Annotated in this window: 20 protein-coding genes; 10 read left to right on the top strand and 10 right to left on the bottom strand. The window is 59.3% G+C overall.

Annotated features, from left to right (window positions below; all coding sequences use genetic code 11):
• Window positions 1-32: 32 nt before the first annotated feature.
• Entirely contained in the window at window positions 33-710 is a 678-nt protein-coding gene (locus ACA053_RS09285) for an alpha/beta family hydrolase (RefSeq protein WP_497316809.1), read from the top strand.
• A gap of 21 nt (window positions 711-731) precedes the next feature.
• Here the strand turns inward: ACA053_RS09285 and ACA053_RS09290 are convergent, their stop codons facing one another.
• The 6 genes from ACA053_RS09290 to acnA all read right to left on the bottom strand — a co-directional run bounded on the left by ACA053_RS09290 (window position 732) and on the right by acnA (window position 8,328).
• Window positions 732-1,148 carry a type II toxin-antitoxin system YafO family toxin gene (locus ACA053_RS09290; protein ID WP_497395095.1) on the bottom strand — a complete coding sequence of 139 codons (417 nt, stop codon included), beginning with the start codon at window positions 1,146-1,148 and terminating at the stop codon, window positions 732-734.
• Window positions 1,149-1,154: 6 nt separating this feature from the next.
• A complete protein-coding gene (locus tag ACA053_RS09295) occupies window positions 1,155-1,301 on the bottom strand; it encodes a hypothetical protein (RefSeq protein ID WP_497395097.1) in 147 nt (48 codons plus the stop codon).
• Window positions 1,302-1,740: 439 nt separating this feature from the next.
• On the bottom strand, window positions 1,741-2,763 hold the full coding sequence (locus ACA053_RS09300) for an IS110 family RNA-guided transposase (protein WP_015093115.1): 1,023 nt from the start codon (window positions 2,761-2,763) through the stop codon (window positions 1,741-1,743).
• A 128-nt stretch (window positions 2,764-2,891) separates the two neighbouring features.
• Window positions 2,892-4,457 carry a methyl-accepting chemotaxis protein gene (locus tag ACA053_RS09305; RefSeq protein ID WP_497395099.1) on the bottom strand — a complete coding sequence of 522 codons (1,566 nt, stop codon included), beginning with the start codon at window positions 4,455-4,457 and terminating at the stop codon, window positions 2,892-2,894.
• Window positions 4,458-4,561: 104 nt separating this feature from the next.
• On the bottom strand, window positions 4,562-5,353 hold the full coding sequence (locus ACA053_RS09310) for a CPBP family glutamic-type intramembrane protease (RefSeq protein WP_497395101.1): 792 nt from the start codon (window positions 5,351-5,353) through the stop codon (window positions 4,562-4,564).
• A gap of 233 nt (window positions 5,354-5,586) precedes the next feature.
• Window positions 5,587-8,328: an aconitate hydratase AcnA gene (acnA, locus tag ACA053_RS09315; protein ID WP_497395103.1), complete on the bottom strand. Its 2,742-nt coding sequence runs from the start codon at window positions 8,326-8,328 to the stop codon at window positions 5,587-5,589.
• Between the two features lie 222 nt (window positions 8,329-8,550).
• On the opposite strand from acnA, the gene rlmM reads away from it, so the two are divergent.
• Window positions 8,551-9,624, top strand: coding sequence for a 23S rRNA (cytidine(2498)-2'-O)-methyltransferase RlmM (gene rlmM, locus ACA053_RS09320; protein WP_497395105.1), 1,074 nt, complete (start codon window positions 8,551-8,553; stop codon window positions 9,622-9,624).
• A gap of 210 nt (window positions 9,625-9,834) precedes the next feature.
• Window positions 9,835-10,086, top strand: coding sequence for a sulfurtransferase TusA (gene tusA / locus ACA053_RS09325; RefSeq protein ID WP_054054315.1), 252 nt, complete (start codon window positions 9,835-9,837; stop codon window positions 10,084-10,086).
• On the opposite strand, the gene ACA053_RS09330 is transcribed toward tusA, so the two are convergent.
• Window positions 10,083-11,492: an MATE family efflux transporter gene (locus tag ACA053_RS09330; RefSeq protein WP_497395107.1), complete on the bottom strand. Its 1,410-nt coding sequence runs from the start codon at window positions 11,490-11,492 to the stop codon at window positions 10,083-10,085. The two genes, tusA and ACA053_RS09330, sit on opposite strands and share 4 nt — an antisense overlap.
• Window positions 11,493-11,838: 346 nt before the next feature.
• Here ACA053_RS09330 and pdxB point away from each other — a divergent pair, with 346 nt between their 5' ends.
• A complete protein-coding gene (gene pdxB, locus ACA053_RS09335; RefSeq protein ID WP_497395109.1) occupies window positions 11,839-12,981 on the top strand; it encodes a 4-phosphoerythronate dehydrogenase PdxB in 1,143 nt (380 codons plus the stop codon).
• Between the two features lie 185 nt (window positions 12,982-13,166).
• On the opposite strand, the gene ACA053_RS09340 is transcribed toward pdxB, so the two are convergent.
• Window positions 13,167-13,346 carry a PA1571 family protein gene (locus ACA053_RS09340; RefSeq protein WP_497316823.1) on the bottom strand — a complete coding sequence of 60 codons (180 nt, stop codon included), beginning with the start codon at window positions 13,344-13,346 and terminating at the stop codon, window positions 13,167-13,169.
• Window positions 13,347-13,603: 257 nt separating this feature from the next.
• On the opposite strand from ACA053_RS09340, the gene ACA053_RS09345 reads away from it, so the two are divergent.
• Window positions 13,604-15,382, top strand: coding sequence for an ABC transporter transmembrane domain-containing protein (locus ACA053_RS09345; protein ID WP_497316825.1), 1,779 nt, complete (start codon window positions 13,604-13,606; stop codon window positions 15,380-15,382).
• Between the two features lie 146 nt (window positions 15,383-15,528).
• On the opposite strand, the gene ACA053_RS09350 is transcribed toward ACA053_RS09345, so the two are convergent.
• Window positions 15,529-17,457: a transglycosylase SLT domain-containing protein gene (locus tag ACA053_RS09350; RefSeq protein ID WP_497316827.1), complete on the bottom strand. Its 1,929-nt coding sequence runs from the start codon at window positions 17,455-17,457 to the stop codon at window positions 15,529-15,531.
• A 213-nt stretch (window positions 17,458-17,670) separates the two neighbouring features.
• Between ACA053_RS09350 and ACA053_RS09355 the strand changes: the two genes are divergently transcribed.
• Complete coding sequence (locus ACA053_RS09355) at window positions 17,671-19,590, top strand: ATP-binding cassette domain-containing protein (RefSeq protein ID WP_109628971.1); 1,920 nt, start codon at window positions 17,671-17,673, stop codon at window positions 19,588-19,590.
• A gap of 191 nt (window positions 19,591-19,781) precedes the next feature.
• Here the strand turns inward: ACA053_RS09355 and ACA053_RS09360 are convergent, their stop codons facing one another.
• The gene (locus ACA053_RS09360) at window positions 19,782-20,219 is read right to left on the bottom strand and encodes a universal stress protein (RefSeq protein ID WP_008151425.1); all 438 of its coding nucleotides are present in this window, start codon (window positions 20,217-20,219) and stop codon (window positions 19,782-19,784) included.
• 104 nt (window positions 20,220-20,323) lie between these two features.
• Between ACA053_RS09360 and ACA053_RS09365 the strand changes: the two genes are divergently transcribed.
• The 4 genes from ACA053_RS09365 (at window position 20,324) to ACA053_RS09380 (ending at window position 24,993) form a co-directional block, all read left to right on the top strand.
• Entirely contained in the window at window positions 20,324-20,761 is a 438-nt protein-coding gene (locus tag ACA053_RS09365; RefSeq protein ID WP_223511686.1) for a hypothetical protein, read from the top strand.
• Between the two features lie 539 nt (window positions 20,762-21,300).
• A complete protein-coding gene (gene fadB / locus ACA053_RS09370) occupies window positions 21,301-23,448 on the top strand; it encodes a fatty acid oxidation complex subunit alpha FadB (RefSeq protein ID WP_497316831.1) in 2,148 nt (715 codons plus the stop codon).
• A 32-nt stretch (window positions 23,449-23,480) separates the two neighbouring features.
• Window positions 23,481-24,656 carry an acetyl-CoA C-acyltransferase FadA gene (gene fadA / locus ACA053_RS09375; RefSeq protein ID WP_010456360.1) on the top strand — a complete coding sequence of 392 codons (1,176 nt, stop codon included), beginning with the start codon at window positions 23,481-23,483 and terminating at the stop codon, window positions 24,654-24,656.
• A 100-nt stretch (window positions 24,657-24,756) separates the two neighbouring features.
• Window positions 24,757-24,993: a DUF1653 domain-containing protein gene (locus tag ACA053_RS09380; RefSeq protein ID WP_285435762.1), complete on the top strand. Its 237-nt coding sequence runs from the start codon at window positions 24,757-24,759 to the stop codon at window positions 24,991-24,993.
• Window positions 24,994-25,097 lie beyond the last annotated feature (104 nt).

Genomic DNA, 25,097 nt, shown 5'->3' on the forward strand with positions numbered 1-25,097 from the left:
GGAGTTATAGGCAGACTAAAAGCGAGGTAAGCATGGACAAAGAGCACAAGGCCAGTATTGACGGGGATCAATGGGCGCAGTGTGTGCGGGATCATGGATGGTTGTGGAATGCCGCCTCAGGACCTGCATCGGTAACCCTGATCCTCGCCCACGGCGCCGGTGCGCCAATGGACAGCGGCTGGATGAACGACATGGCTGCACGCCTTGCTGCATCTGGGATCAACGTGCTGCGTTTCGAGTTTCCATACATGGCACAACGGCGTATTGACGGGGGTAAGCGTCCACCGAATCCGGCGCCGAAACTGTTGGAATGCTGGCGTGAGGTGTACGCCGAGGTGCGACGCCATGTCACTGGGCGTCTGGCCATTGGCGGCAAGTCCATGGGCGGGCGGATGGCCAGTCTTTTGGCGGATGAGCTGGAGGCGGATGCGCTGGTGTGCCTCGGTTATCCGTTTTATGCAGTGGGTAAACCGGAGAAACCTCGGGTCGAACATTTGTCTTCGTTGAAGACGCCGACATTGATCGTGCAGGGTGAGCGGGATGCGCTGGGCAATCGCGAGGCGGTCGAAGGTTATGAGTTGGCGCCGAGCATCCAGGTGTTCTGGCTGGTGGCGGGGGATCATGATTTGAAGCCGTTGAAGGCTTCGGGGTTTACGCATGAGCAGCATTTGGTTGCAGCGGCGCAGAAGGTAACTGGATTTCTTGCGTAATGTTGAAAGGTCCCCCGGCGACTAATCATCCAGATCTGGATAGTGAATCTTGCCAACTACCCAAGGTTCGACAATTTCACAATGCACCGTGCGCAGAAATGAACCCCATTCACTGCGGTTATGTGCATCCGGGCCAGTGATCGTCAGCAAAAGATACTCATCCCGGAAAGCGTCATAGGCATAGATCAGCCAGAAGTCATTGCCGGGGTCGTCAAGCAGAACCGTTCGATAATATTGACGGTCGATTTTTGCCCAACGTGCTTGAGTTTCCTGAGTGCTGGCCAAATGGATGTGGTGCATATCAATCAGGTCGAGTCGTTCGTCTCGCCCGAAAATGGCTGGCAGTTCATCGCACACTTTGTAGTTGTAGAAGTGTGCGGCGAAGTTCTGCCAGTTGTTGATCTGTTCAAAAAGCGCAGAAATTTTGACGGCTGGCATCCAATGCTACTTTGTAATAGGTAGCTTGCCAGTGATCACAAATTTATCGAACGCTTTCTGCCCATCACGCGCGGCCTGCCGGACATCAAGAAAAGTCAGTTCATCGCGAACGAGCTTTTTGTCGGGTTTGCCAATCTTTCTGGTGGTGGCCATCGGAGGCTCCGAAGGAAATGTATTCATGCTGACCAGCTTAAGTGATTGAGTTTTTGCCAGCAAACAATAGAGTCCGGCCTTGAGGCGAACAAGTCGGCGGATTCCGGTGCGGCTGTAGGCAGTGGCGCATAGTTGTGTAGCCTGCGATGGTGGGCTTTTGGCATTTGAGCTTTTAAACCGATAATAAAATGTATGGTCAGCCCATCTCCTGCAACCTCATGGGCTGTTTTCGGTAAAGCTGGCTTGCGCTAATGTATCCGGGCTCATTGTGAGCGTTGCTGCAACAACGCTCGGCCCTCGATGAGTAGCCGCTCCCGACTGTCCTGAAAAAACCCTCAGCCTCTAAAGCTGATTTTATTGCCAGGTTCTCAGTCGGGCCGTTTGCCGTTTACTGTCATCAGTCAGTGACGTCGCAAAAGCCGGTAGTAAAGCTGTACGTTCAAGCGTTCGGATGTGGGTCGTACTGGCCGCCTTTGGCCAGTACCGCCCACACGATGCGCGCCAGTTTGTTCGCCAGCGCGCACGCGACAACATTGGAGTGGCGACGCGTCAGCAGCTCTCGAACCCAGGGCCCCAAGGCGTCTTCCCGCTTATCGATATGCTGCATGATGGATCGCGCGCCCTGCACCAGCAGTTGGCGGATGTGCTTGTCGCCGCGCTTGCTGATCCCCAGTAGTACTGTTTTTCCGCCCGTCGAATACTGCCTCGGCACCAGCCCTAGCGAAGCGGCAAAATCGCGTCCACTTCGATAGTTCGACGCATCGCCCACATCCGCCAATACCGCGCTGGCGGTGATCGGGCCGATGCCAGGAATACTCTGCAAACGACTCCCGGCATCGTCTTCTTTCAGCTGCTGCTTCAGATCGGACTCGATGTCCTTGATTTCATCATTCAGCTGTTGAATTTGATGATGGAGACGCATCACTACGCCCTTTAGGCGCAACGGAACCGGGTGCTGCGGGTCGTCCAACAGCGCCGGCACGCGGTGCAACGCAGCGGCACCTATAGGCAGGCTGATCCCGAACTCCAGCAGAAAGCCATGAATCTGGTTGGTCGCGACGGTTCGCTGGCCAATCAAAGATTTACGGACACGATGCAGGGCTGAAAGCGTTTGTTGCTCTGCGGTTTTGATCGAGCAGAAGCGCATCGCGGGGCGGCTCGCCGCCTCGCAAATCGCTTCGGCATCAATGAAGTCGTTTTTGTTGCCTTTGACGAATGGTTTGACGTACTGCGGGGCGATCAGCTTCACCTCGTGGCCCAATGCACCAATCTGTCGAGCCAGCCAATGGGCGCCGCCGCAGGACTCCATTACCACCGTACAGGACGGTACCTGCGCCAATGTGCTGAGCAATTGGCCGCGGTTGGTTTTCTTGCGCAATACCTGATGACCTTTGGCATCCTGGCCATGCAGGTGGAAACTGTGTTTGCCAATGTCGATACCGAGAAGCGTCATCGTATTCATGAGAGATCCTCCGCCGAAAACGAGAAAAGCCCTGCAAGCGTAAACCTGCAGGGCTTCTCGGTCAGGCTGACCATCTCATTAAACCCGGAAGCTCTCGCCATCCGGGTTTTCTGACTTCACCAAGCCAATCAGCGATTGAACCGCTCCACCAACGAATACTGTGTATTCGCCGTCTTCGTCAGCTCTTCACTTAACAACGCCGAGTGCTGCGCCTGTTCCGACGTCTGATCCGCCAGTTGCGAGATGTTGCTGATGTTGCGGCTGATCTCTTCAGCCACCGCACTTTGCTCTTCAGTCGCCGCAGCAATCTGGGTGGTCATGTCGGTGATGTTGGCTACCGCTTCGCTGATCCCCACCAGCGCCTGATCCGCTTCCAGTACCCGCGCCACGCCTTCTTCCGCCTGGCGATGCCCGGCTTCCATGGTTTGCACCGCGGTGCTGGCGGTTTGCTGCAGCTTGGCGATCAGGGCGTGAATCTGCCCGGTGGATTCGCTGGTGCGTTGCGCCAGTTGACGCACTTCGTCAGCCACCACCGCAAAACCACGGCCCATCTCGCCGGCACGGGCCGCTTCGATGGCGGCGTTCAAGGCCAGGAGGTTGGTCTGGTCGGCGATGCCTTTGATCACATCGACCACGCCGCCGATTTCATCGCTGTCCTTGGCCAGCTGGGTCACGGTCAGCCCGGTTTCACCGACCACCACCGACAGGCGCTGGATGGCTTCGCGGGTTTCCCCGGCGATGTCGCGGCCGCGACCGGTCAGGCGATTGGCTTCCTGAGTCGCGTCGGCGGTGCGCTGTACGTGGCTGGCGACTTCCTGCGTGGTGGCGGCCATCTGATTGACGGCGGTGGCCACTTGCTCGGTTTCGACGCGTTGACGTTCCAGGCCAGTGGAGCTGCTGTGAGCCAGGGTGTCGGACTGTTTTGCCTGGTCGCTCAAATGCTCGGCAGTGTCCTGCAAGCGGGTCAGGCAGGTTTTCAGACGCGCTTCCTGGCTGAGGATCGACATCTCCAACCGTGCCTGGGCGCCACGGCTGTCAGTGTACATCTGCGCAATCAGCGGGTCGGAGGTGGTCTGCTCGGCCAAGCGCAGCAAGCGCTTGAGACCACGCTGTTGCCAGCTCAAGCCCAACAGGCCCAACGGCACCGAAAGACCGGCGGCGAGGGCGAAGCCCCACTGGGAGTTGAGCGACGCACCGATCATGAAGCTCAGTTGGCTGACCAGAATGAACGGCAGCCAGTCCTGAAGCACCGGCAACCATTTGTCTGTCGAAGGAATGGCCGACTTGCCCTGGTTGATGCGTTGGTAGAGCGCTTCGGCACGGCGGATCTGCTCGGCGGTGGGTTTGACCCGCACGGACTCGTAGCCGACCACCTGACTGCCTTCGAACACCGGCGTGACATAGGCGTTAACCCAGTAGTGGTCACCGGTCTTGCAGCGATTCTTGACAATGCCCATCCATGGCAAGCCTTGTTTCAGTGTGCCCCACATGTGTGCGAACACCGCGGCCGGGACGTCGGGGTGACGGACCAGGTTATGCGGCGCACGGATCAGCTCCTCACGAGAAAACCCGCTGATTTCGACGAAGGCGTCGTTGCAGTAGGTGATCACGCCCTTGGCGTCGGTGGTGGAAATCAACCGTTGCTGAGCCGGGAAGGTCCGTTCGCGTTGTGTGGTGGGCTGGTTGTTACGCATGGCTTTTTCAATCCGCAAGGCTTTGAGAGGTTGTCGGCGCCGTCAGGAATTTATTGAAAATTATTTTTCAATAATCAGCGGCGCGTCGCAAAACGGCCATTGCCTCAGCCGGCGAGCATCGGGTAGGTGAACAGGGCGAAATGCAGCAGGTTCAAGCCGGAATGGGTGGCGATGGCCGCCCCCAAACCGCCAAAACGGTAGGCTAGACCATAGCCGACACCTGCCAGGCCCGCCAGCAGCACCCAATGCCAACCCGCCCCCACATGCGCCAGGCCGAACAACAGTGAGGCGAGCAGCAACGCCAGGTTTTCGCCGTAGGGCAGGTGTTTGAAGCACCGGCTGAGGCCGCCCTGGATGTAGCCGCGGAACAACGCTTCCTCCACCAGCGTCACCAGCAGCAAATTGTTCAGTACCCACAGCCCGGCTTGATCCGGCCACTTCGGCGCCCAACTGATCACCCCCAGCAAGAGCGCACCGCCCAATGCCAGCACGGCACTTAACGTGAGCGCCAATGCGGTGGCATAGAGGGAAAGACGCAGTGAGCGCCGGCCGACAATCCATGGGCACACCAGCAACAGCCAGAAGCCGATCAGGGGTTTGTCCTGATTCAGGTACATGGAAAACGGCACGGCATCGACGGTGAAGCGTTGCGGGGCGATGCCGCGACCGTTGTAGAAGCCGGGCAGCCAGTGCATCGCCAGCGCCACGGCGAGGATGATGAACACGCCATGACCGAGGTAGCGTGCAACGGGAATCTTTTGCTGGCGGACAGCGAAACCGGCGACCAGCAGCAACGCGACGGAGATACCGGCCAGCCAGCCGATTTGGCCGTAGGTCAGGGCGAGGGTGTAGCCGAGGGAGAGAAGGGCCAGGTAAGTCCATGGCAGGGCGAGCATTTTAAGTCCTTGTGTCCGAAGTGTTGCGGGTTGGCTCGGTCCATGTGGGAGCGGGCTTGCTCGCGAAGAGGCCATGACATTCACCATCATCGTCGACAGCTAATCCGCTTTCGTGAGCAAGCCCGCTCCCACATTTAGATCAGTGTTGTCTGCACGTTGGGTGCAGGATTATAGAGGCGTAGGCGACTCAAACAAAAACACCGCCCGAAGGCGGTGTCTGTGTCAGCAGGCGGTTACGACGCAATCAGCTGCCGCAACACGTAATGCAAAATCCCCCCTGACTTGAAGTATTCCACTTCATTGAGCGTATCGATCCGGCACAACACCTCGATTTTCTCGCGGCTGCCGTCTTCGCGGGTAATGATCAGTGTCAGGTTCATCCGCGGCGTCAACTCGACGCCGGTCAAACCGAGGATATCCAGCGTTTCTTTGCCGGTGAGGTTGAGGGTCTTGCGGTTCTGATCCAGTTTGAACTGCAACGGCAGCACACCCATGCCCACCAGGTTGGAACGGTGAATCCGCTCGAAGCTTTCAGCGATGACCGCTTTTACACCCAGCAGGTTGGTGCCCTTGGCCGCCCAGTCTCGGCTTGAGCCGGTGCCGTATTCTTGCCCTGCGATCACCACCAGCGGCGTGCCCGACGCTTGATAACGCATGGCCGCGTCGTAGATCGGCATCCTTTCCCCGGTCGGGATGTAGATCGTGTTGCCGCCTTCTTCGCCGCCGAGCATCTCGTTGCGGATGCGGATATTGGCGAAGGTGCCGCGCATCATCACTTCGTGGTTGCCGCGACGGGAACCGTAAGAGTTGAAGTCCCGCGGCTCCACGCCTTTCTCGCGCAGGTAATGCCCGGCCGGGCTGTCGGCCTTGATGTTGCCGGCGGGGGAGATGTGGTCGGTGGTCACCGAATCGTCGAGCAGCGCAAGGACCCTGGCACCCGCGACGTCCTTGACCACCGGCGGCGGGCCGCCGATGTCATCGAAGAACGGTGGATGCTGGATGTAAGTCGAATCGTCCTGCCACACATAGGTCGCCGCTTGCGGCACTTCAATCGCTTGCCATTGCTCGTCGCCGGCAAACACTTCGGCGTATTCCTTGTGGAACATGGCGGTGTTGACCTGATTCACCGCGTCGGCAATCTCTTGGGTACTCGGCCAGATGTCCCGCAGGTAAACCGGATTGCCGTCCTTGTCGTTGCCCAATGGCTCGCTGCTAATGTCGGTGCGCACCGTACCGGCCAGCGCATAGGCCACGACCAGTGGCGGGGACGCCAGCCAGTTGGTTTTCACCAGTGGATGCACGCGACCTTCAAAGTTACGGTTGCCCGACAGCACCGAGGCGACGGTCAGGTCGGCGGCCTGGATGGCTTTTTCGATCGGCTCCGGCAAGGGGCCGGAATTGCCGATGCAGGTGGTGCAGCCGTAGCCGACCAAGTCAAAACCCAGTTCATCCAGGTATTGCGTCAGGCCGGCAGCCTTGTAGTAGTCGGTGACCACTTTCGAACCCGGGGCCAGCGAACTCTTGACCCACGGTTTGCGCTTGAGGCCTTTCTCCACCGCTTTTTTCGCCACAAGACCAGCGGCCATCATCACGCTCGGGTTGGAGGTGTTGGTGCAAGAGGTGATCGCGGCGATCACCACCGCGCCGTTTTTCAACCGATAGGTCTGACCGTCGTATTCATAATCGGCTTCGCCCGTCAGATCGGCATTGCCCACCGCCACGCCACCACCGCCTTCACTTTCAAGGCGACCGACTTCCTTGCTGGTGGGTTTGAATTGCAGGTCGATGAAATCACTGAACGCTTGCGCGACATTCGGCAGCGAAACCCGGTCCTGTGGGCGTTTCGGCCCGGCCAGGCTGGCTTCGACGCTGGCCATGTCCAGCGCCAGGGTGTCGGTGAACACCGGTTCCTGGCCCGGCAGGCGCCACAGGCCCTGGGCTTTACTGTAGGCCTCGACCAGTTTCACGGTTTCAAGCGGGCGACCGGACAGGCGCAGGTACTCCAGCGTGATGTCGTCCACCGGGAAGAAGCCGCAGGTGGCGCCGTATTCGGGGGCCATGTTGGCGATGGTCGCGCGGTCGGCCAGCGGCAGATCGGCGAGGCCATCGCCGTAGAACTCGACGAATTTGCCGACCACGCCTTTCTTGCGCAGCATCTGCGTGACGGTCAGCACCAGGTCGGTGGCGGTGATGCCTTCCTTGAGCTTGCCGGTGAGTTTGAAACCGATCACTTCCGGAATCAGCATCGACACCGGTTGGCCGAGCATCGCCGCTTCCGCTTCGATCCCGCCGACGCCCCAGCCAAGTACGCCGAGGCCGTTGATCATGGTGGTGTGGGAATCGGTGCCGACCAGGGTGTCGGGGAAGGCGTAGGTGCGGCCGTCCTCGTCCTTGGTCCAGACCGTGCGGCCGAGGTATTCCAGATTGACCTGGTGGCAAATGCCAGTGCCCGGCGGCACCACGCTGAAGTTGTCGAAGGCGCTCTGGCCCCAGCGCAGGAACGCGTAACGCTCACCGTTGCGCTGCATTTCGATGTCGACGTTCTGTTCGAAGGCGCTGGAGCTGCCGAACTTGTCGACCATCACCGAGTGGTCGATCACCAAATCCACGGGGGAGAGCGGATTGATGCGCTGCGGGTCGCCTCCGGCCTTGGCCATGGCGGCGCGCATGGCCGCCAGGTCGACCACGGCAGGCACGCCGGTGAAGTCTTGCATCAAGACGCGGGCAGGGCGGTACTGGATTTCGCGGTCGGAGCGCCGCTCCTTGAGCCAGGCGGCAATCGCCCGAAGGTCGGCGCCGGTGACAGTTTTTTCATCTTCCCAGCGCAGCAGGTTTTCCAGCAGCACTTTCAACGACATGGGCAGTTTGTCGAGATCGCCCAAGCTTTTGGCGGCATCCGGCAAGCTGAAATAGTGATAGGTCTTGTCGTCGACTTGTAAGGTTTTAAGGGTGTTCAGGCTATCGAGGGACGGCATTGCGATCACTCCTTTGAGTCCGCACGGCTACGGACTGAGGGGACGGACAGAGCATTAAAACTAGCCCTGTTTTAAGTAGCTGGCTAATAACTGGACTCTATCGACAAGTCCGAGGTTCCGAACTCGGCTATCATGCGCCGGTTTTCGTGACAGGCTTTGCTTCAACGCAAGCCTGGGCATCGCGCAGTGGCTGAATTCTTCGCCAACTGCCCAGGAGTAAGAATGAACACCCTCTTTATGCATTGCCGGCCGGGCTTCGAAGGCGAAGTCTGTTCCGAGATTTCCGAACACGCCGCACGGCTGAATGTGGCGGGTTATGCCAAGGCCAAGACCGCCAGCGCCTGCGCGGAATTCATCTGCACCGAAGAAGACGGCGCCGAGCGCCTGATGCGCGGGCAGCGTTTCGCCGAGCTGATCTTCCCGCGCCAGTGGGCGCGCGGGATCTTCATCGATCTGCCGGAAACCGACCGCATCAGCGTGATCCTCGCGCACATGGCGGACTTCCCGCTGTGCGGCAGCCTGTGGCTGGAAATGGTCGACACCAACGATGGCAAGGAACTGTCGAACTTCTGCAAAAAGTTCGAAGGCCACCTGCGCAAGGCGCTGATGGCGGCCGGCAAGTTGGTCGAAGACGCGCACAAACCGCGTCTGCTGCTGACTTTCAAGAGCGGTCGCGAAGTGTTCATGGGCCTGGCCGAATCCAACAATTCGGCGATGTGGCCGATGGGCATCCCGCGTCTGAAGTTCCCGCGTGAAGCGCCGAGCCGTTCGACACTGAAACTGGAAGAGGCCTGGCACCATTTCATCCCTCGCGATCAGTGGGATGAGCGTTTGCACAGCGACATGACTGGCGTCGACCTCGGTGCCGCCCCCGGCGGCTGGACCTGGCAACTGGTCAACCGTGGCATGCTGGTGACCGCGATCGACAACGGCCCGATGGCTGAAAGTTTGATGGACACCGGTCTGGTGCAACACTTGATGGCCGACGGTTTCACCTTCAAGCCCAAGCAACCGGTGGACTGGATGGTCTGCGACATCGTCGAGAAGCCAGCGCGCAACGCCGCGATGCTGGAAGAATGGATTGGCGAGGGGCATTGCCGCGAAGCGGTGGTCAACCTGAAACTGCCGATGAAGCAGCGTTACGCCGAGGTGAAACGCTTGCTGGAACGGATTGCCGAGGGGTTCAAGGAGCGCGGGATTCGGGTCGAGATCGGCTGCAAGCAGCTGTATCACGACCGTGAAGAGGTGACGTGCCATTTGCGCCGGCTTGACGTGAAGAAACCCAAGTCCCGCTGAAAGGCTTTTGTGGCGAGGGAGCTTGCTCCCGCTGGGCTGCGCAGCAGCCCTAAAATCAGGCGCCGAAATCTTCTGATAGACCGCATAGCCAGAATTTGGGCCGCTTCGCGACCCAGCGGGAGCAAGCTCCCTCGCCACAGTTACAGTCAGTACGATTTGTTAAGGCACCCGGCAATGCGCGACAATGCCGGCCAGTTTCAGGAGTGAATCATGAGTGAAATGCTTGATACGCCGGTTGACGGCACCCTCGACGCCACCGGCCTCAACTGCCCGGAACCGGTGATGATGCTGCACCAGCACATCCGTGACCTGGCACCCGGCGGCTTGCTCAAGGTGATCGCGACCGATCCGTCGACCCGTCGCGACATTCCCAAGTTCTGCGTGTTTCTCGACCATGAACTGGTCGCACAGCACGAAGAGGCAGGCACCTACCTCTACTGGATCCGCAAGAAACTCGCTTAACCCGCCGAATGACTGATGCGGATCCGCTTGCGTGCGCTGCGCGTCAGGCGGATCGACAGCATCAGCGCCGCGCAACTCAAGCCCACGATCAAACCCTGCCACAGCCCGCTCGGGCCGCTCGGCGTGCCGAACCAGTCGGTCAGGCCCAGAGCGTAGCCCACCGGCAAGCCAATCCCCCAGTAGGCGAACAGGGTCAGGATCATCGTCACCCGAGTGTCCTGATAACCACGCAGTGCGCCGGCAGCTGTGACCTGGATCGCATCGGAAAACTGGAACAGCGCCGAATACACAATCAACATCGCCGCCACACGAATCACCGTCGGATCGGCGGTGTAGATCGTTGCAATGTGTTCGCGCAGCAACAGCATCATGCTCGCCGAAATACACGCATAGGCCAGCGCCGTACCCATGCCGACGCCGGCGGCAAAGCGCGCTTCACGCGGCTCCTGACGACCGAGCGCCTGGCCGACGCGCACGGTCACGGCCATGCCGAGGGAGTAGGGGATCATGAACACCAGCGAGCTGAAGTTCAGGGCGATTTGATGGCCTGCAACCACGGTGGCGCCGAGGCTGCCGATCAGCAGGGCGATCACCGCAAAGATGCTCGACTCGGCGAACACTGCGATGCCGATCGGCAGGCCGATGCCCAGCAGGCGTTTGATCACCGGCCATTGCGGCCAGTCGAAACGGCTGAACAACTGGCTCGACTGATAGGCCGGTGCCCAGCGCTCCCAGCCGGCCATGCCCAGCGCCATCACCCACATCACAATCGCCGTGGCCCAGCCGCAACCGACGCCGCCCATGGCCGGCACTCCGAAGTGGCCATAGATGAAGATGTAGTTAAGAGGAATGTTCAGCGCCAATCCGCACAAGCCGAGGACCATCGCCGGACGCGTCCGGCCCAGGCCGTCACTGAAGCAGCGCAACACATGGTAGAAGGCGACGGCGGGCAGACCGCTGGCGATGCCGTGCAGGTACTGCATGCACGGGCCGATCAGCTCGGGATCAACCTTCATCAAGTGCAGAATCGGCTCGGCGCTGAGCAGCATGCCGGTCGCCATCAAACCCACCACCAGGGCCAGCCATAACGCCTGACGTACAATCGGGCCGATCTCGCTATGGGTGCCCGCGCCGAAACGCTGGGCGACTTTCGGAGTAGTGGCGAGCAAAGTGCCGGTCATCAACAGGAACACCGGCACCCAGATCGAGTTGCCGAGCGCCACAGCCGCCAGATCACGCGGGCCGACCCGGCCCGCCATCACCGCATCGACGAAGCCCATGGCGGTGGTCGCCAGTTGCGCGACCATGATCGGCAACGCCAGGGCGAGCAGGTTTTTCAGCTCCAGGCGAACCCGGGCAGGGCGGGTGAGGGAAGTAGCGGCGGGGTGATCAGTCACGGAATTCAAGGGCGAAACGTCCAAAGATTTTGATGCACGAGGCGGCGCATTCTACGCCTTGACGCAGTGGTCAGGAAAAGTCCTGTGTTAGCTATTTGTAATCACCTTTCGAACGTTGCGACATTCCTTGTGGTGAGGGGATTTATCCCCGCTCGGCTGCGAAACAGTCGCCAATCCATTGCACTCGGTGTTTCAGAAAGGACGGGGTTGAAGCCTTCAGGGCCGCTTCGCAGCCCAACGGGGATAAATCCCCTCGCCACAAGGGAGCAGTGTTCACAGCCAAGTGCTGTGCAATGCCCGCTGGCCCACTACAGTCATCTACGCCTACACTGCCAGCCCGCCAAAGGAGCCTGCCATGCTGATTGTTGCCGACGAAAATATTCCGCTGCTCGAGGCCTTCTTCGAAGGTTTCGGCGAAATCCGCCGGGTGCCGGGACGTTCCATCGACCGCGCCACCGTCGAGCAGGCCGATGTGCTGCTGGTGCGTTCCGTGACCAACGTCAATCGCGCGTTGCTCGAGGGCAGCAAGGTGCGCTTTGTCGGCACCTGCACCATCGGCACGGATCATCTGGATCTGGATTACTTCCAGCAGGCCGGCATTACCTGGTCCAGCGCACCCGGTTGCAACGCCCGGGGCGTGGTCGACTATGTGCTCGGCAGTCTGCTGACCCTGGCCGAAATCGAAGGCGCCGACCTGACTCGGCGCACTTACGGCGTGGTCGGTGCCGGTGAAGTCGGCGGGCGTCTGGTCAAGGTCCTGCAAGGTCTGGGCTGGAACGTGCTGGTGTGTGATCCGCCACGGCAAGCCGCTGAAGGGGGCGATTACGTCAGCCTCGAACAGATCATCGAGCAGTGCGATGTGATCAGCCTGCACACCCCTTTGAAGAAACACGGTTCACAGTCAACCTGGCACCTGTTCGATAAAAACCGTCTGAATCAACTCAAGCCCGGCACCTGGCTGATCAACGCCAGTCGTGGCCCGGTGGTGGACAACGCTGCCCTGCGCCAGGTCTTGTTGCAGCGCGAAGACCTGCAAGCGGTGCTCGACGTGTGGGAAGGCGAGCCTGAAGTCGATGTGGCGCTGGCCGACCTCTGCGTGCTGGCGACACCGCACATTGCCGGCTACAGCCTCGATGGCAAGCAACGAGGAACGGCGCAGATTTATCAGGCGTATTGCGAATTTATCGGGCAGCCGACCGAGGTCAGCTTGAGCGATCTGCTGCCGGCGCCGTGGTTATCGCACGTGACCCTGCACGCGGACAGCGATCCGGCCTGGGCGCTGGCGATGTTGTGCCGTGGCGTGTACGACCCACGCCGGGACGATGCGGATTTTCGGCGTAGCCTTGTAGGCAATGTGAGCGAGCAGCGTGCGGCGTTTGATGCGTTGCGCAAGCATTACCCGCAGCGGCGCGAGATTGATGGGTTGACGGTGCGGATTGAAGGGAATTCGCCTGAGTTGCTGAAAATTGTGGCGGCATTGGGTGCAACGGCTGTCTGAAGATCGAGTTGACCCCATCGTGGGCAAGCCACGCTCCCACAGGTTTTGGGTCGTCCACCTGTTTTGCGAACAACCCAAATCCTGTAGGAGCGTGGCTTGCCCGCGAATAGCCGCACCGCAAGTCCCGGATAAGCACCCATAAAAAACCCGGCCATCAGGGCCGGGTCAAGAAGACGGTGGCTATATCACTCTTGTTCGGCAGGCTTGACCAATCGCTTTTCCAGTTCGCGACAAGCGTCCTGGATCATGCCTTCAGTGATCGGTACTTCTCGCCCATCCTTATCAATAATTGAGCAACCCAGAGACTGGTCTGGCTGTGTGCGGATCACTTGAATCTTGTCATCGCTGCTGTTTTGCAAGGACATGGCCTGTCTCCTCATCAGGTTGTGTACCCACTTTAAAACCGCCAGGTGACCGGGCTGTGACAACTCCCTGCGATCTTTCCAGGGCGGCAATATCAGTCCACCAGAAATACCGCAGTGTTGCCACCCGGACTTTAGACCAATAGCGTCTAGGTGCTAGTCGTTGTGGTCATAATTAACCTGACTCATTGTGATTTACAGAGTTCCACCCCACTTAAGCGGTATAGGCTGGCCCCATCACTTGCGTACTGGATAACCCGATGCTCTCTGCCCGTCACCGCCGCGCGATCCGCCTGACCAGCCGTTTTCTTGCACCTTATCGCTGGCCGGCCTTCGGTGCCTTGCTTGCCCTGATCATCACCGCCGGCATCACCTTGTCGATGGGGCAGGGCATTCGTTTGCTGGTGGATCAGGGCTTCATGACCCAGTCGGCGCATCTGCTCAACCAGACGATAGGCCTGTTCATGGTGCTGGTGGTCGGGCTTGCGATTGGCACCTTTGCGCGCTTCTATCTGGTGTCGTGGATTGGTGAGCGCGTGGTCGCGGACATCCGCAAGCAAGTGTTCAACCACCTGGTTTATCTGCATCCCGGTTTCTATGAAGACAATCGCAGCTCCGAGATCCAGTCACGGCTGACCGCCGACACCACGTTGCTGCAATCGGTGATCGGCTCTTCGTTGTCGCTGTTTCTGCGTAATTTGCTGATGGTGATTGGTGGGATCGTCCTGCTGTTTATCACCAACCCCAAACTCACCAGCATCGTGGTCGTGGCGTTGCCGCTGGTGATCGCGCCGATCCTGATTTTCGGCCGTCGGGTACGCAGCCTGTCGCGCCTGAGTCAGGATCGGATCGCCGACATTGGCAGTTACGTCTCCGAAACCCTCGGCCAGATCAAAACCGTGCAGGCCTACAACCACCAGATCCAGGACGAGCAGCGCTTTGCCGTGACAGTGGAAGAGGCCTTCAACACCGCGCGCAAACGCATATTTCAACGGGCCTGGCTGATCACACTGGTGATCGTGCTGGTGCTGGGCGCCGTTGGCGTGATGTTGTGGGTCGGTGGCATGGACGTGATCGCCGGGCGGATCTCGGCAGGTGAACTGGCGGCCTTCGTCTTCTACAGCCTGATCGTCGGCAGTGCCTTCGGCACGTTGAGCGAAGTGATCGGCGAATTGCAGCGCGCGGCGGGCGCAGCCGAGCGGATTGCCGAATTGCTGCGCTCGGAAAACATTATCCAGCCGCCCACCACAGGCCTGGTGACATTGCCTGATCGGGTGAAGGGCAATCTGGTACTGCAGGACGTGCGCTTTTCCTACCCGTCACGTCCAGAAAGTTACGCCGTCGATGGCTTGAGTCTGACTATAAATGCGGGCGAAACCCTCGCCCTGGTCGGTCCGTCCGGAGCCGGCAAGTCCACCGTGTATGACCTGTTGCTGCGTTTTTACGATCCTGCCTCGGGCCAGATCCTGCTCGATGACGTGCCGCTGACCCAGCTCGATCCGCTCGACCTGCGCCGCTGCTTCGCCCTGGTCTCGCAAAATCCGGCGCTGTTCTTCGGCAGCATTGAAGAAAACATCCGCTACGGCAACCCGTCGGCGACCCTGGCCCAGGTTCAAGAAGCGGCAAAAATCGCCTACGCACACGACTTCATCGAGCAAATGCCCAACGGCTACCAGACCCACCTGGGTGACGGCGGCCTCGGGTTGTCCGGCGGCCAGCGCCAACGCCTGGCTATTGCACGGGCGCTGCTGGTGGACGCGCCGATCCTGTTGCTCGATGAAGCCACCAGCGCCCTCGATGCGCAGAGCGAACACCTGATCCAGCAAGCCCTGCCAAGTCTGATGAAAAACCGCACCACCCTGGTCATCGCCCACCGCTTGGCCACGGTGAAAAACGCCGACCGGATTGCGGTGATGGACCAGGGGAAACTGGTGGCGGTAGGGACGCATCAGGAGTTGATTGCGAGTAATGCGTTGTATGCACGGTTGGCGGCGTTGCAGTTTAGTGATGGGAAGGCTGAACTCGGACTTGAACTGTAGGAACTGTAGGAACTGTAGGAACTGTAGGAACTGTAGGAACTGTAGGAGCTGTCGAGTGAAACGAGGCTGCGATCTTTTGATCTTGTCTTAACAAAAATGCCCGCATCAATCGATGCGGGCATTTTTATTTCCAGTTCAAATCACTATCACTGATCGTCAAAGTACCGCTCATGCCAATCCACCAGCGGCTGTGGCGAGTTGAGTTTCTGGCCGTAGATCACCGAGTACGACAGCACGTTCTGTACATACTGGCGGGTTTCATCGAACGGAATGCTTTCCACCCACACGTCGAAGCTCAGGTGATCTGCACCGCGCAGCCACTGGCGCACACGGCCAGGGCCGGCGTTGTAGGCGGCGGAGGCGAGGACGCGGTTGCCGTTGAACTGGCTGTGGACCTGGCTCAGGTACGCGGCGCCGAGCTGGATGTTCTTGTCCGGGTCGAGCACTTGCTGCGGTGAGGCCAGCGGGATGCTGAACTTGCGCGCGGTTTCCTTGGCGGTGCCGGGCATCAGTTGCATCAGGCCGCTGGCGCCGACGCCGGAGCGGGCGTCGGCCATGAAGGCGCTTTCCTGACGGGTGATGGCGAACACCCAGCTCGAGTGCAAGCCACGGACCTTGGCTTCACGCACCAGGGTTTCGCGGTGGGCCATCGGGAAGCGGATGTCCAAATCGTCCCAGTACTGCGCCTGACTGATGGTGCGGATCGCCGGGAAATACCATTTCAGGTCGTAGGCCAGTTTCGCCTGGGCGACCATTTCGTCACGGCTGAAGTGACGGCTGACGTGGTACCACTCGCGACGACCGTCGACGATCTGCCCGCGTGCGTGGAATTCAAGGGCGCGACGAATGCCTGGCGTGTTGCGCACCTTGTTGATCAGCGCCTGGCTCAGGACCAGTGGTTTGTTGTTGAGCGAGTAGGGCGATTGTGAACGGTCAGCGGCAAGGAAACCGTAGAAGTCGCGCTCACGGGCCAGATTCTTGTACAGGTTTTGTGCTTCCGGGTTCTGCGGCTGCGCCAGTTCCAGGCTGCGGGCCTGCCAGTAGCGCCAGCGGTTGGTGGTCGCAAGGTCCTGTGGCAAGCGACGCGTCAACTGATAGGCATCGTCCCAACGGGCCAGACGCAACAGCAGGCGCATACGCCATTCGGACACGGTGTTGTCGCGCAGTTCCGGGTCATACCTGGTCATCATTTCCAGCGCGCGAGGATCGAAGCGTTTGGCGAGGGTCAGCCCGATTTCGCGGGCGATCGCCACTTTTTCGTCGCGGGAAAAGTGCATGCTGCTGGCATAGCCGTCGAGCAGGCTCATGGCCTTGTCGGGATCCTGGCGTGCCAGACGGCGCAGACCGAGGCTGACCACGTCGGACATCGGTTCGTCGGCCGGGGTGAAGCGCGATGGCTGGTTCAACAGTTCAGGCTTTTGCGCCACATCCACCAGCAAACGACCGCGAGGGGCGAGGGTGGACAGGCCGTTGACCAGGCTGTTGGCCAGCGGATAGTTGCGCGCCTGGGCCGCGAGCTTGACGCGCTCCCAGCGTTTTTGTTCGGTCAGTTGACCTTCGGCGGCCCATTGCCCGAACAGCGCATCGCAGGCAGCGGGTTGGGATTTGCCGGTCAGCCACAGTTTATTGGCGTTGGCATAGCCTTCGGTTTTCTGGTTATGACCGATCTGGTACTGCGCGTTCAGGCAGTCCAGTTCGGTGAAATTGAGCTTGGGGTCGTAGTACTTGACGAAGGTCGCCCAGTCGCCGCGCTCCGCCAGCCAGCGCAACCAGCGCAACTTCATCCAGTTGGCCTGGGGCAGGTCACCATGTTCTGCGAGGAATTTTTCGATCTCGGCATTACTGGCGGATTTCAGCCGCGCGGTCAGCTCGTCGTAGGCCAGGTACGGCTCCAGTGGATAATCGCTGAGGGCCTGGCTGTAACGGAAATAAGGGCCGGTATCGCCCTTGGCCAAGGCGCGCTTGGCCTCATCGTAATATTGGCGCTGGGTGGACAAGTCCACCGCCTGGGCGGTTTGAACGGCAGCGGCAGAAAGAAGCAAACAAGATAAAAGACTGAAGAGGCGACTGCGCATGAGACGTCCGGGCATAGAAATCACGACAAGTGCAGGCATAACCTGCACTGAATTATCTGTAGCTTAGCCTTTTGCCAGCAACGGGCGAAAGCTTTGCCGGCCTCTCGGCATAAGTTCGCAACAATTGTCATGCAGAGTGCTTCGACATTGAAATTGCCGGCCTTCTGAAGCCTCAAGTCAGGTAGAATGCGCGCCCGGTTTTTGGAGAAGCTCATGACCCTGCTCAAATTCAGCGATGTGTCCCTTGCTTTCGGCGCTATGCCGTTGTTGGACAAGGTGTCCTGGCAGATCGCCCGTGGTGAGCGGGTGTGCATCATCGGCCGCAACGGCACTGGCAAGTCCAGCATGATGAAGCTCGTCAAGGGCGACCAGAAGCCCGATGAGGGCTCCGTTTGGCGTGCCCCCGGCCTCAAGATTGGCGAATTGCCGCAAGAATTGCCGGTAGCCGACGAGCGGACCGTGTTCGACGTAGTGGCGGAAGGCCTGGACGGTGTCGGTGAGCTGCTCGCGCAGTATCACCACCTGAGCCAGAACATCGTCACCGACGCCGACCTGGACAAACTGATGCACGTCCAGCACGACCTCGAAGCCCGCGACGGCTGGCGTTTGCAGCAACTGGTGGACAGCACCTTGAGCCGTCTGCAGTTGCCGGCCGACAAGACCCTCGCCGAGCTGTCCGGTGGTTGGCGTCGTCGCGTCCTGCTGGCCCAGGCCCTGGTTTCTGAACCGGACCTGCTGCTGCTCGACGAACCGACCAACCACTTGGACATCGGTGCAATCGCCTGGCTCGAAGAAGCGCTGAAGGATTTCCAGGGCGCCGTGCTGTTCATCACGCACGACCGTTCATTCCTGCAGAACCTCGCGACCCGCATTCTGGAACTGGATCGCGGTGGCTTGATTGACTGGAACGGCGACTACGCCAGCTTCCTGGTGCACAAGGAAGCCTCCCTGGCGGCTGAAGAAACCGCCAATGCGTTGTTCGATAAAAAGCTGGCTCAGGAAGAAGTCTGGATCCGCCAGGGCATCAAGGCCCGTCGCACCCGTAACGAAGGCCGCGTTCGCGCATTGAAGGCTTTGCGCGTTGAGCGTAGTGAGCGTCGTGAGCGCACCGGCAAGGCCAACATTCAGCTGGACACCGCTGACAAGTCCGGCAAACAGGTGATGGTCCTCGAGAACGTGAGCTTTGCTCACCCGGGCGGCCCGTTCCTGATCAAGGATTTCTCGATGGTCCTGACGCGCGGCGACCGTATCGGTCTGCTGGGCGCCAACGGTACCGGCAAGACCACACTGCTGAAGCTGATGCTCAGCGGTCTGCAGCCAACCAGTGGCACAGTGGAAGAGGGGACGCGCATCGACGTGGCCTACTTCGACCAGTTGCGCCATCAGTTGGACCTGGAAAAGACCGTAATTGACAACGTTGCAGAAGGTCGCGACTTCATCGATATCGATGGTCAGAGCCGTCACGTGCTGAGCTACCTCGGCGACTTCCTGTTCAGCCCGCAGCGTGCCCGCACGCCGGTGAAGGCGCTGTCCGGTGGTGAGCGTGCCCGTCTGCTGCTGGCGAAACTGTTCAGCAAGCCGGCGAACCTGCTGGTCCTCGATGAACCGACCAACGACCTCGACGTCGAAACCCTCGAGTTGCTGGAAGAGGTCTTGCTGACCTTCAACGGCACCGTGCTGATGGTCAGCCACGACCGGGCATTCCTCGACAACGTGGTCACCAGCACCCTGGTCTTCGAAGGTGAAGGCAAGGTTCGTGAATACGTCGGTGGTTACCAGGACTGGCTGCGTCAGGGCGGTTCGCCGCGCCTGCTGGGCGTGACCGAGAGCAAATCCGGCAAGGCCGACCTGACCTCGGCGGTCGTGACGGCGGAAGCGGCACCGGTTGCGGCAGCCGTTGAAGCGCCAGTGGCGAAGAAAAAGCTCAGCTACAAGTTGCAGCGTGAGCTGGAAATGTTGCCAGCTCAGATCGAAGCCATGGAACAGCAGATCGCTGCCGTCGAGGCCCAAATGGCCGATGCGGGTTTCTATCAGCGTCCTGCGGCAGAAACCGCTGCGGTGATCGCTCAGCTTGAGCAGTTGCAGGCTGAGCTCGACGTGATGGTCGAGCGTTGGGCCGAGCTGGATGCCTGATTGATCCTGTAATAAAAAAGCCCGGCGTTCAGTGATGAGCGCCGGGCTTTTCGTATGGAATGCGATCTGTTCGTTGCTATAGATCTCATGTGGGAGCGGGCTTGCTCGCGAAGAGGAGCTTACATTCAACATTGATGTCGACTGAATGTCCGCCTTCGCGAGCAAGCCCGCTCCCACATGGTTGTGTGTTGTCAGCTTTTGATCAGGCGCACCGCCAGCACATCACACGGCGCACCGTGCAGCACGTCATTGGCCGTCGAACCCAGCAGCAATGCCAGGCCATGTCGGCCGTGGCTGCCCACCACGATCAGGTCGCAGGTCTGTTCCTTGGCCAGGTGGTGAATTTCCTGGCGGGGCTGGCCGTAGGTCAGGTGGCTGTATTCTTTGGAGAGTTCCGGATACTTGACGATCAGTCGGTCCAGGCGTTCCTTGGCCTGGTCGAACTGCTGCTGTTGCAGTTGTGACAGGTCCATGGGTACGTCACCACCAAAGGCCATGGCCATCGGTTCGACGATGTGGACCAGCGACAATTTCGCGCCATTGCTCACTGAGAGCTCGCGAGCACGGTGGATTACAGGGTCGCACTCTTCGGTTAGATCTACAGCGACCAGAATGTGGTTGTAGGGCATGAGGTGCTCCTCCTGAGGATTGCAATATTGGTAAGTATGGCTGGTTTCAAGCGCAATGGTTCCAAAGTGACTCAAAGCGCCCATCAAGAATCGGGAGTACAGATATGACGGTCTGGATAGTGGTGTCAATCCTGCTGGTGGTCCTGAGTCCGCTGGCATGGTTGCGACCGTCCCGTGGACAGAGCGGGCGCATGGCCCTGCGCATGGAGGCGCGGCGTATCGGCCTGGCCATGCAACTTGCGCCCCAGGAGTGGCCGCACTGGCTGAGCCAGGAGCCGCCAAGCCCTTGCGCCCAGTACCATCGGCCGCGTCGTGGCAATCAGCCGGCGTGCTGGAGTTACTGGCAAAAGTCGCCGGGCGTGTGGGTGAACCAGTGGCAGGAGGTCTGCGAAGATCGAGCGCTACTCAATCATTTCGAAAAATTGCCAGCCAATGTCTACAAGGTCGAGGCGGATAAACAGATGATCACCCTGTATTGGGGCGAGAAGGGCGAGGCGACGGTTTTGCAGGACATCGATGCGGTGCTGAAAGCGCTGGCATGATTCGCAGACATTTCGCGCTGCAATGGCGCGAAACCTCCGACAGACAGGCAATAAAAAGCCCGACATCATCATCGGGCTGGGGTTGGCCAGGCAGGCCGGTAATTCTTTGTGCCGCCGATCTTACGCTTGGCGTTCGCCAAAAGTGTTCAAATTTTTTCTCAATGTTCCGCCAGCGTAGCTTGTTAAACAAAGGCTGCAGCGAATTAGGGCGACTTTTCTAACTATTGATTCTATGAATGGCTTCACATGCAGGTGCGTGTTGAAGATCTTCGCAGTACGGAAGTGACCGCAAAGTCGCGTTTCAACCAGTATTTTGGGCGATTGACAATTGCCGGAAATTCCGTGAAGGTGGCGTACCCAAATCAAACGGGCGTATGAATTGAGCGTTTGTATTTCAGACCGCTCCTACAGAATCCCGACTATCGCGTTGGCGGGTGTGCCGGGTGGATTGGCGTTAGCATCGACGATAAACGTCCTGCCGAGCCAGTCGCCTGCGTCCGACGTGTACTGTTCAGCTTCCATATCGTGGAGATCAGTTGATGATTTACGAAGGTAAAGCCATCACGGTTAAGGCTCTTGAAAGTGGCATCGTCGAATTGAAATTCGACCTCAAGGGTGAGTCCGTCAACAAGTTCAACCGTCTAACCCTGAACGAACTGCGTCAGGCCGTAGACACCATCAAGGCAGATGCTTCGATCAAGGGTGTGATCGTCAGCAGTGGCAAGGACGTCTTCATCGTCGGCGCCGACATCACCGAATTTGTCGAGAACTTCAAGCTGCCTGATGCAGAGCTTGTAGCTGGCAACCTCGAAGCCAACAAGATTTTCAGCGATTTCGAAGACCTCAACGTCCCGACTGTCGCCGCGATCAACGGCATCGCGCTGGGTGGCGGTCTGGAAATGTGCCTGGCGGCGGACTTCCGCGTCATGTCCACCAAGGCCAAGATCGGTCTGCCGGAAGTCAAACTGGGCATCTACCCGGGCTTCGGCGGTACCGTGCGTCTGCCGCGCCTGATCGGTGCCGACAACGCCATCGAGTGGATTGCCGCCGGCAAGGAAAACCGTCCTGAAGACGCGCTGAAAGTCGGCGCCGTCGATGCAGTGGTTGCCCCTGAGAAATTGCAGGAAGCGGCCCTGGAGCTGATCAAGCGCGCCATCTCCGGTGAGTTTGACTACAAGGCCAAGCGTCAGCCGAAGCTGGAAAAGCTGAAACTGAACGCCATCGAGCAAATGATGGCCTTCGAAACCGCCAAAGGTTTCGTGGCAGGTCAAGCCGGCCCGAACTACCCGGCACCGGTCGAAGCGATCAAGACCATCCAGAAAGCAGCGAACTTCGGTCGTGACAAGGCGCTGGAAATCGAAGCCGCCGGTTTCGTCAAACTGGCCAAGACCTCTGCCGCGCAGAGCTTGATCGGTCTGTTCCTGAACGATCAGGAACTGAAGAAAAAGGCCAAGGCCTACGACGAAATCGCCAAGGACGTGAAGCAGGCCGCTGTATTGGGCGCTGGCATCATGGGTGGCGGTATCGCTTATCAGTCGGCCTCCAAAGGTACGCCGATCCTGATGAAGGACATCAATGAGCACGGTATCGAGCAAGGCCTGGCTGAAGCCGCCAAGCTGCTGGTCGGCCGCGTTGATAAAGGTCGCATGACCCCGGCGAAAATGGCCGAAGTGCTTAACGGCATTCGTCCGACCCTGTCCTATGGTGATTTCGGTCACGTGGATCTGGTTGTCGAAGCAGTCGTCGAGAACCCGAAGGTCAAGCAGAAGGTTCTGGCGGAAGTCGAAGACAAGGTCAAAGAGGACACCATCCTCGCGTCCAACACCTCGACCATTTCCATCACCTTGCTGGCCAAGGCCCTCAAGCGTCCGGAAAACTTCGTCGGCATGCACTTCTTCAACCCGGTGCACATGATGCCGCTGGTTGAAGTGATTCGTGGCGAGAAGTCCAGCGAGCTGGCTGTTGCCACCACCGTTGCCTACGCCAAGAAAATGGGCAAGAACCCGATCGTCGTCAATGACTGCCCGGGCTTCCTGGTCAACCGCGTCCTGTTCCCGTACTTCGGCGGTTTCGCCAAACTGGTCAGCGCCGGTGTGGACTTCGTCCGTATCGACAAGGTCATGGAAAAATTCGGTTGGCCAATGGGCCCGGCATACCTGATGGACGTGGTCGGCATCGACACCGGCCACCACGGCCGCGACGTGATGGCTGAAGGCTTCCCGGACCGCATGAAAGACGATCGCCGTTCGGCTATCGACGTGCTCTACGAAGCCAAGCGCCTGGGCCAGAAGAATGGCAAGGGTTTCTACGCCTATGAGACCGACAAGAAAGGCAAGCAGAAGAAAGTCGCCGATCCGTCGGTGCTGGAAGTGCTCAAGCCGATCGTTTACGAGCAGCGCGAAGTCACTGACGAAGACATCATCAACTGGATGATGATCCCGCTGTGCCTGGAAACCGTGCGTTGCCTGGAAGACGGCATTGTCGAAACCGCCGCCGAAGCCGACATGGGTCTGGTCTACGGTATTGGTTTCCCTCCATTCCGTGGCGGTGCGCTGCGCTACATCGATTCGATCGGTGTTGCCGAGTTCGTTGCCCTGGCTGACCAGTACGCTGATTTGGGCGCGCTGTACCACCCGACCGCAAAACTGCGTGAAATGGCCAAAACCGGCCAACGGTTCTTCGGTTAAGCGTCCCAACACTTGAGCGAGAGTGAAATTTTATGAGCTTGAATCCAAGAGACGTCGTGATTGTCGACTTCGGTCGTACTCCGATGGGCCGCTCCAAGGGCGGCATGCACCGCAACACCCGCGCCGAAGACATGTCGGCGCACCTGATCAGCAAATTGCTGGAGCGCAACGTCAAGGTCGACCCGAATGAAGTCGAAGACGTCATCTGGGGCTGCGTAAACCAGACCCTGGAGCAGGGCTGGAACATCGCCCGCATGGCGTCCCTGATGACGCAGATCCCGCACACTGCCGCCGGCCAGACCGTCAGCCGACTGTGTGGTTCGTCGATGAGCGCTCTGCACACTGCCGCACAAGCGATCATGACCGGCAACGGTGACGTGTTCGTCGTCGGCGGCGTCGAGCACATGGGCCACGTGAGCATGATGCACGGTGTCGACCCGAACCCGCACATGTCGCTGTACGCGGCAAAAGCCTCGGGCATGATGGGCCTGACCGCTGAAATGCTGGGCAAAATGCACGGCATCACTCGCGAACAGCAGGACGCTTTCGGCGTGCGCTCCCACCAGCTCGCCCACAAGGCGACCCTGGAAGGCAAGTTCAAAGACGAAATCATCCCGATGCAGGGCTACGACGAGAACGGTTTCCTGAAACTGTTCGACTACGACGAAACCATTCGTCCGGAAACCACCCTGGAAAGCCTGGCGGCTTTGAAGCCAGCGTTTAACCCGAAGGGCGGCACCGTGACGGCTGGTACTTCGTCGCAGATCACCGATGGTGCTTCGTGCATGATCGTGATGTCGGCACAGCGTGCTCAGGACCTGGGCATCCAGCCGCTGGCGGTTATCCGTTCGATGGCAGTGGCAGGTGTGGATCCGGCAATCATGGGCTATGGTCCAGTACCGGCCACTCAAAAAGCACTGAAGCGTGCGGGCCTTGGCATTAACGATATCGACTTCTTCGAGCTCAACGAAGCTTTCGCTGCACAGGCCCTGCCAGTGCTGAAAGATCTGAAAGTGCTCGACAAGATGAACGAGAAGGTTAACCTGCACGGCGGCGCGATCGCCCTGGGTCACCCGTTCGGTTGCTCCGGTGCGCGTATCTCCGGCACCCTGCTGAACGTGATGAAGCAGAATGGCGGCACCTTCGGGGTAGCCACCATGTGCATTGGTCTCGGCCAAGGCATCTCCACCGTCTTCGAACGCGTTTAAGCGTTTCGTTGATGGAAGCCGGGGCCAAGTGCCCCGGTTTTTGTTTTTCTGAATTTATTTTTTGTTTTTATTTTTAAAAGATTTGAGTGAGGGCCAAACCATGCCGATACAACCTGGGCTCTACCAGCATTACAAAGGTCCGCAGTACCGCGTATTCAGCATCGCGCGGCATTCGGAAACCGAAGAAGAAGTGGTCTTCTACCAAGCCCTGTATGGCGATTACGGCTTTTGGGTGCGTCCCTTGAGCATGTTCCTGGAGTCGGTCGAGGTTGACGGCGAACAGGTGCCACGCTTTGCTTTGGTGCAAGCCGAACCGAGCCTTTTTTCGACGCCATAAGCTGAGTGCGCGCAGGACCCTGCGCTTGACCTCACCTTGTAGCCACTATATATAGCGGTGCCGCGTCAGGCGCCAACCGCCTTTCACTTCTAGAATTCAGGAAT

The sequence above is a fragment of the Pseudomonas sp. LBUM1672 genome (assembly GCF_059695655.1).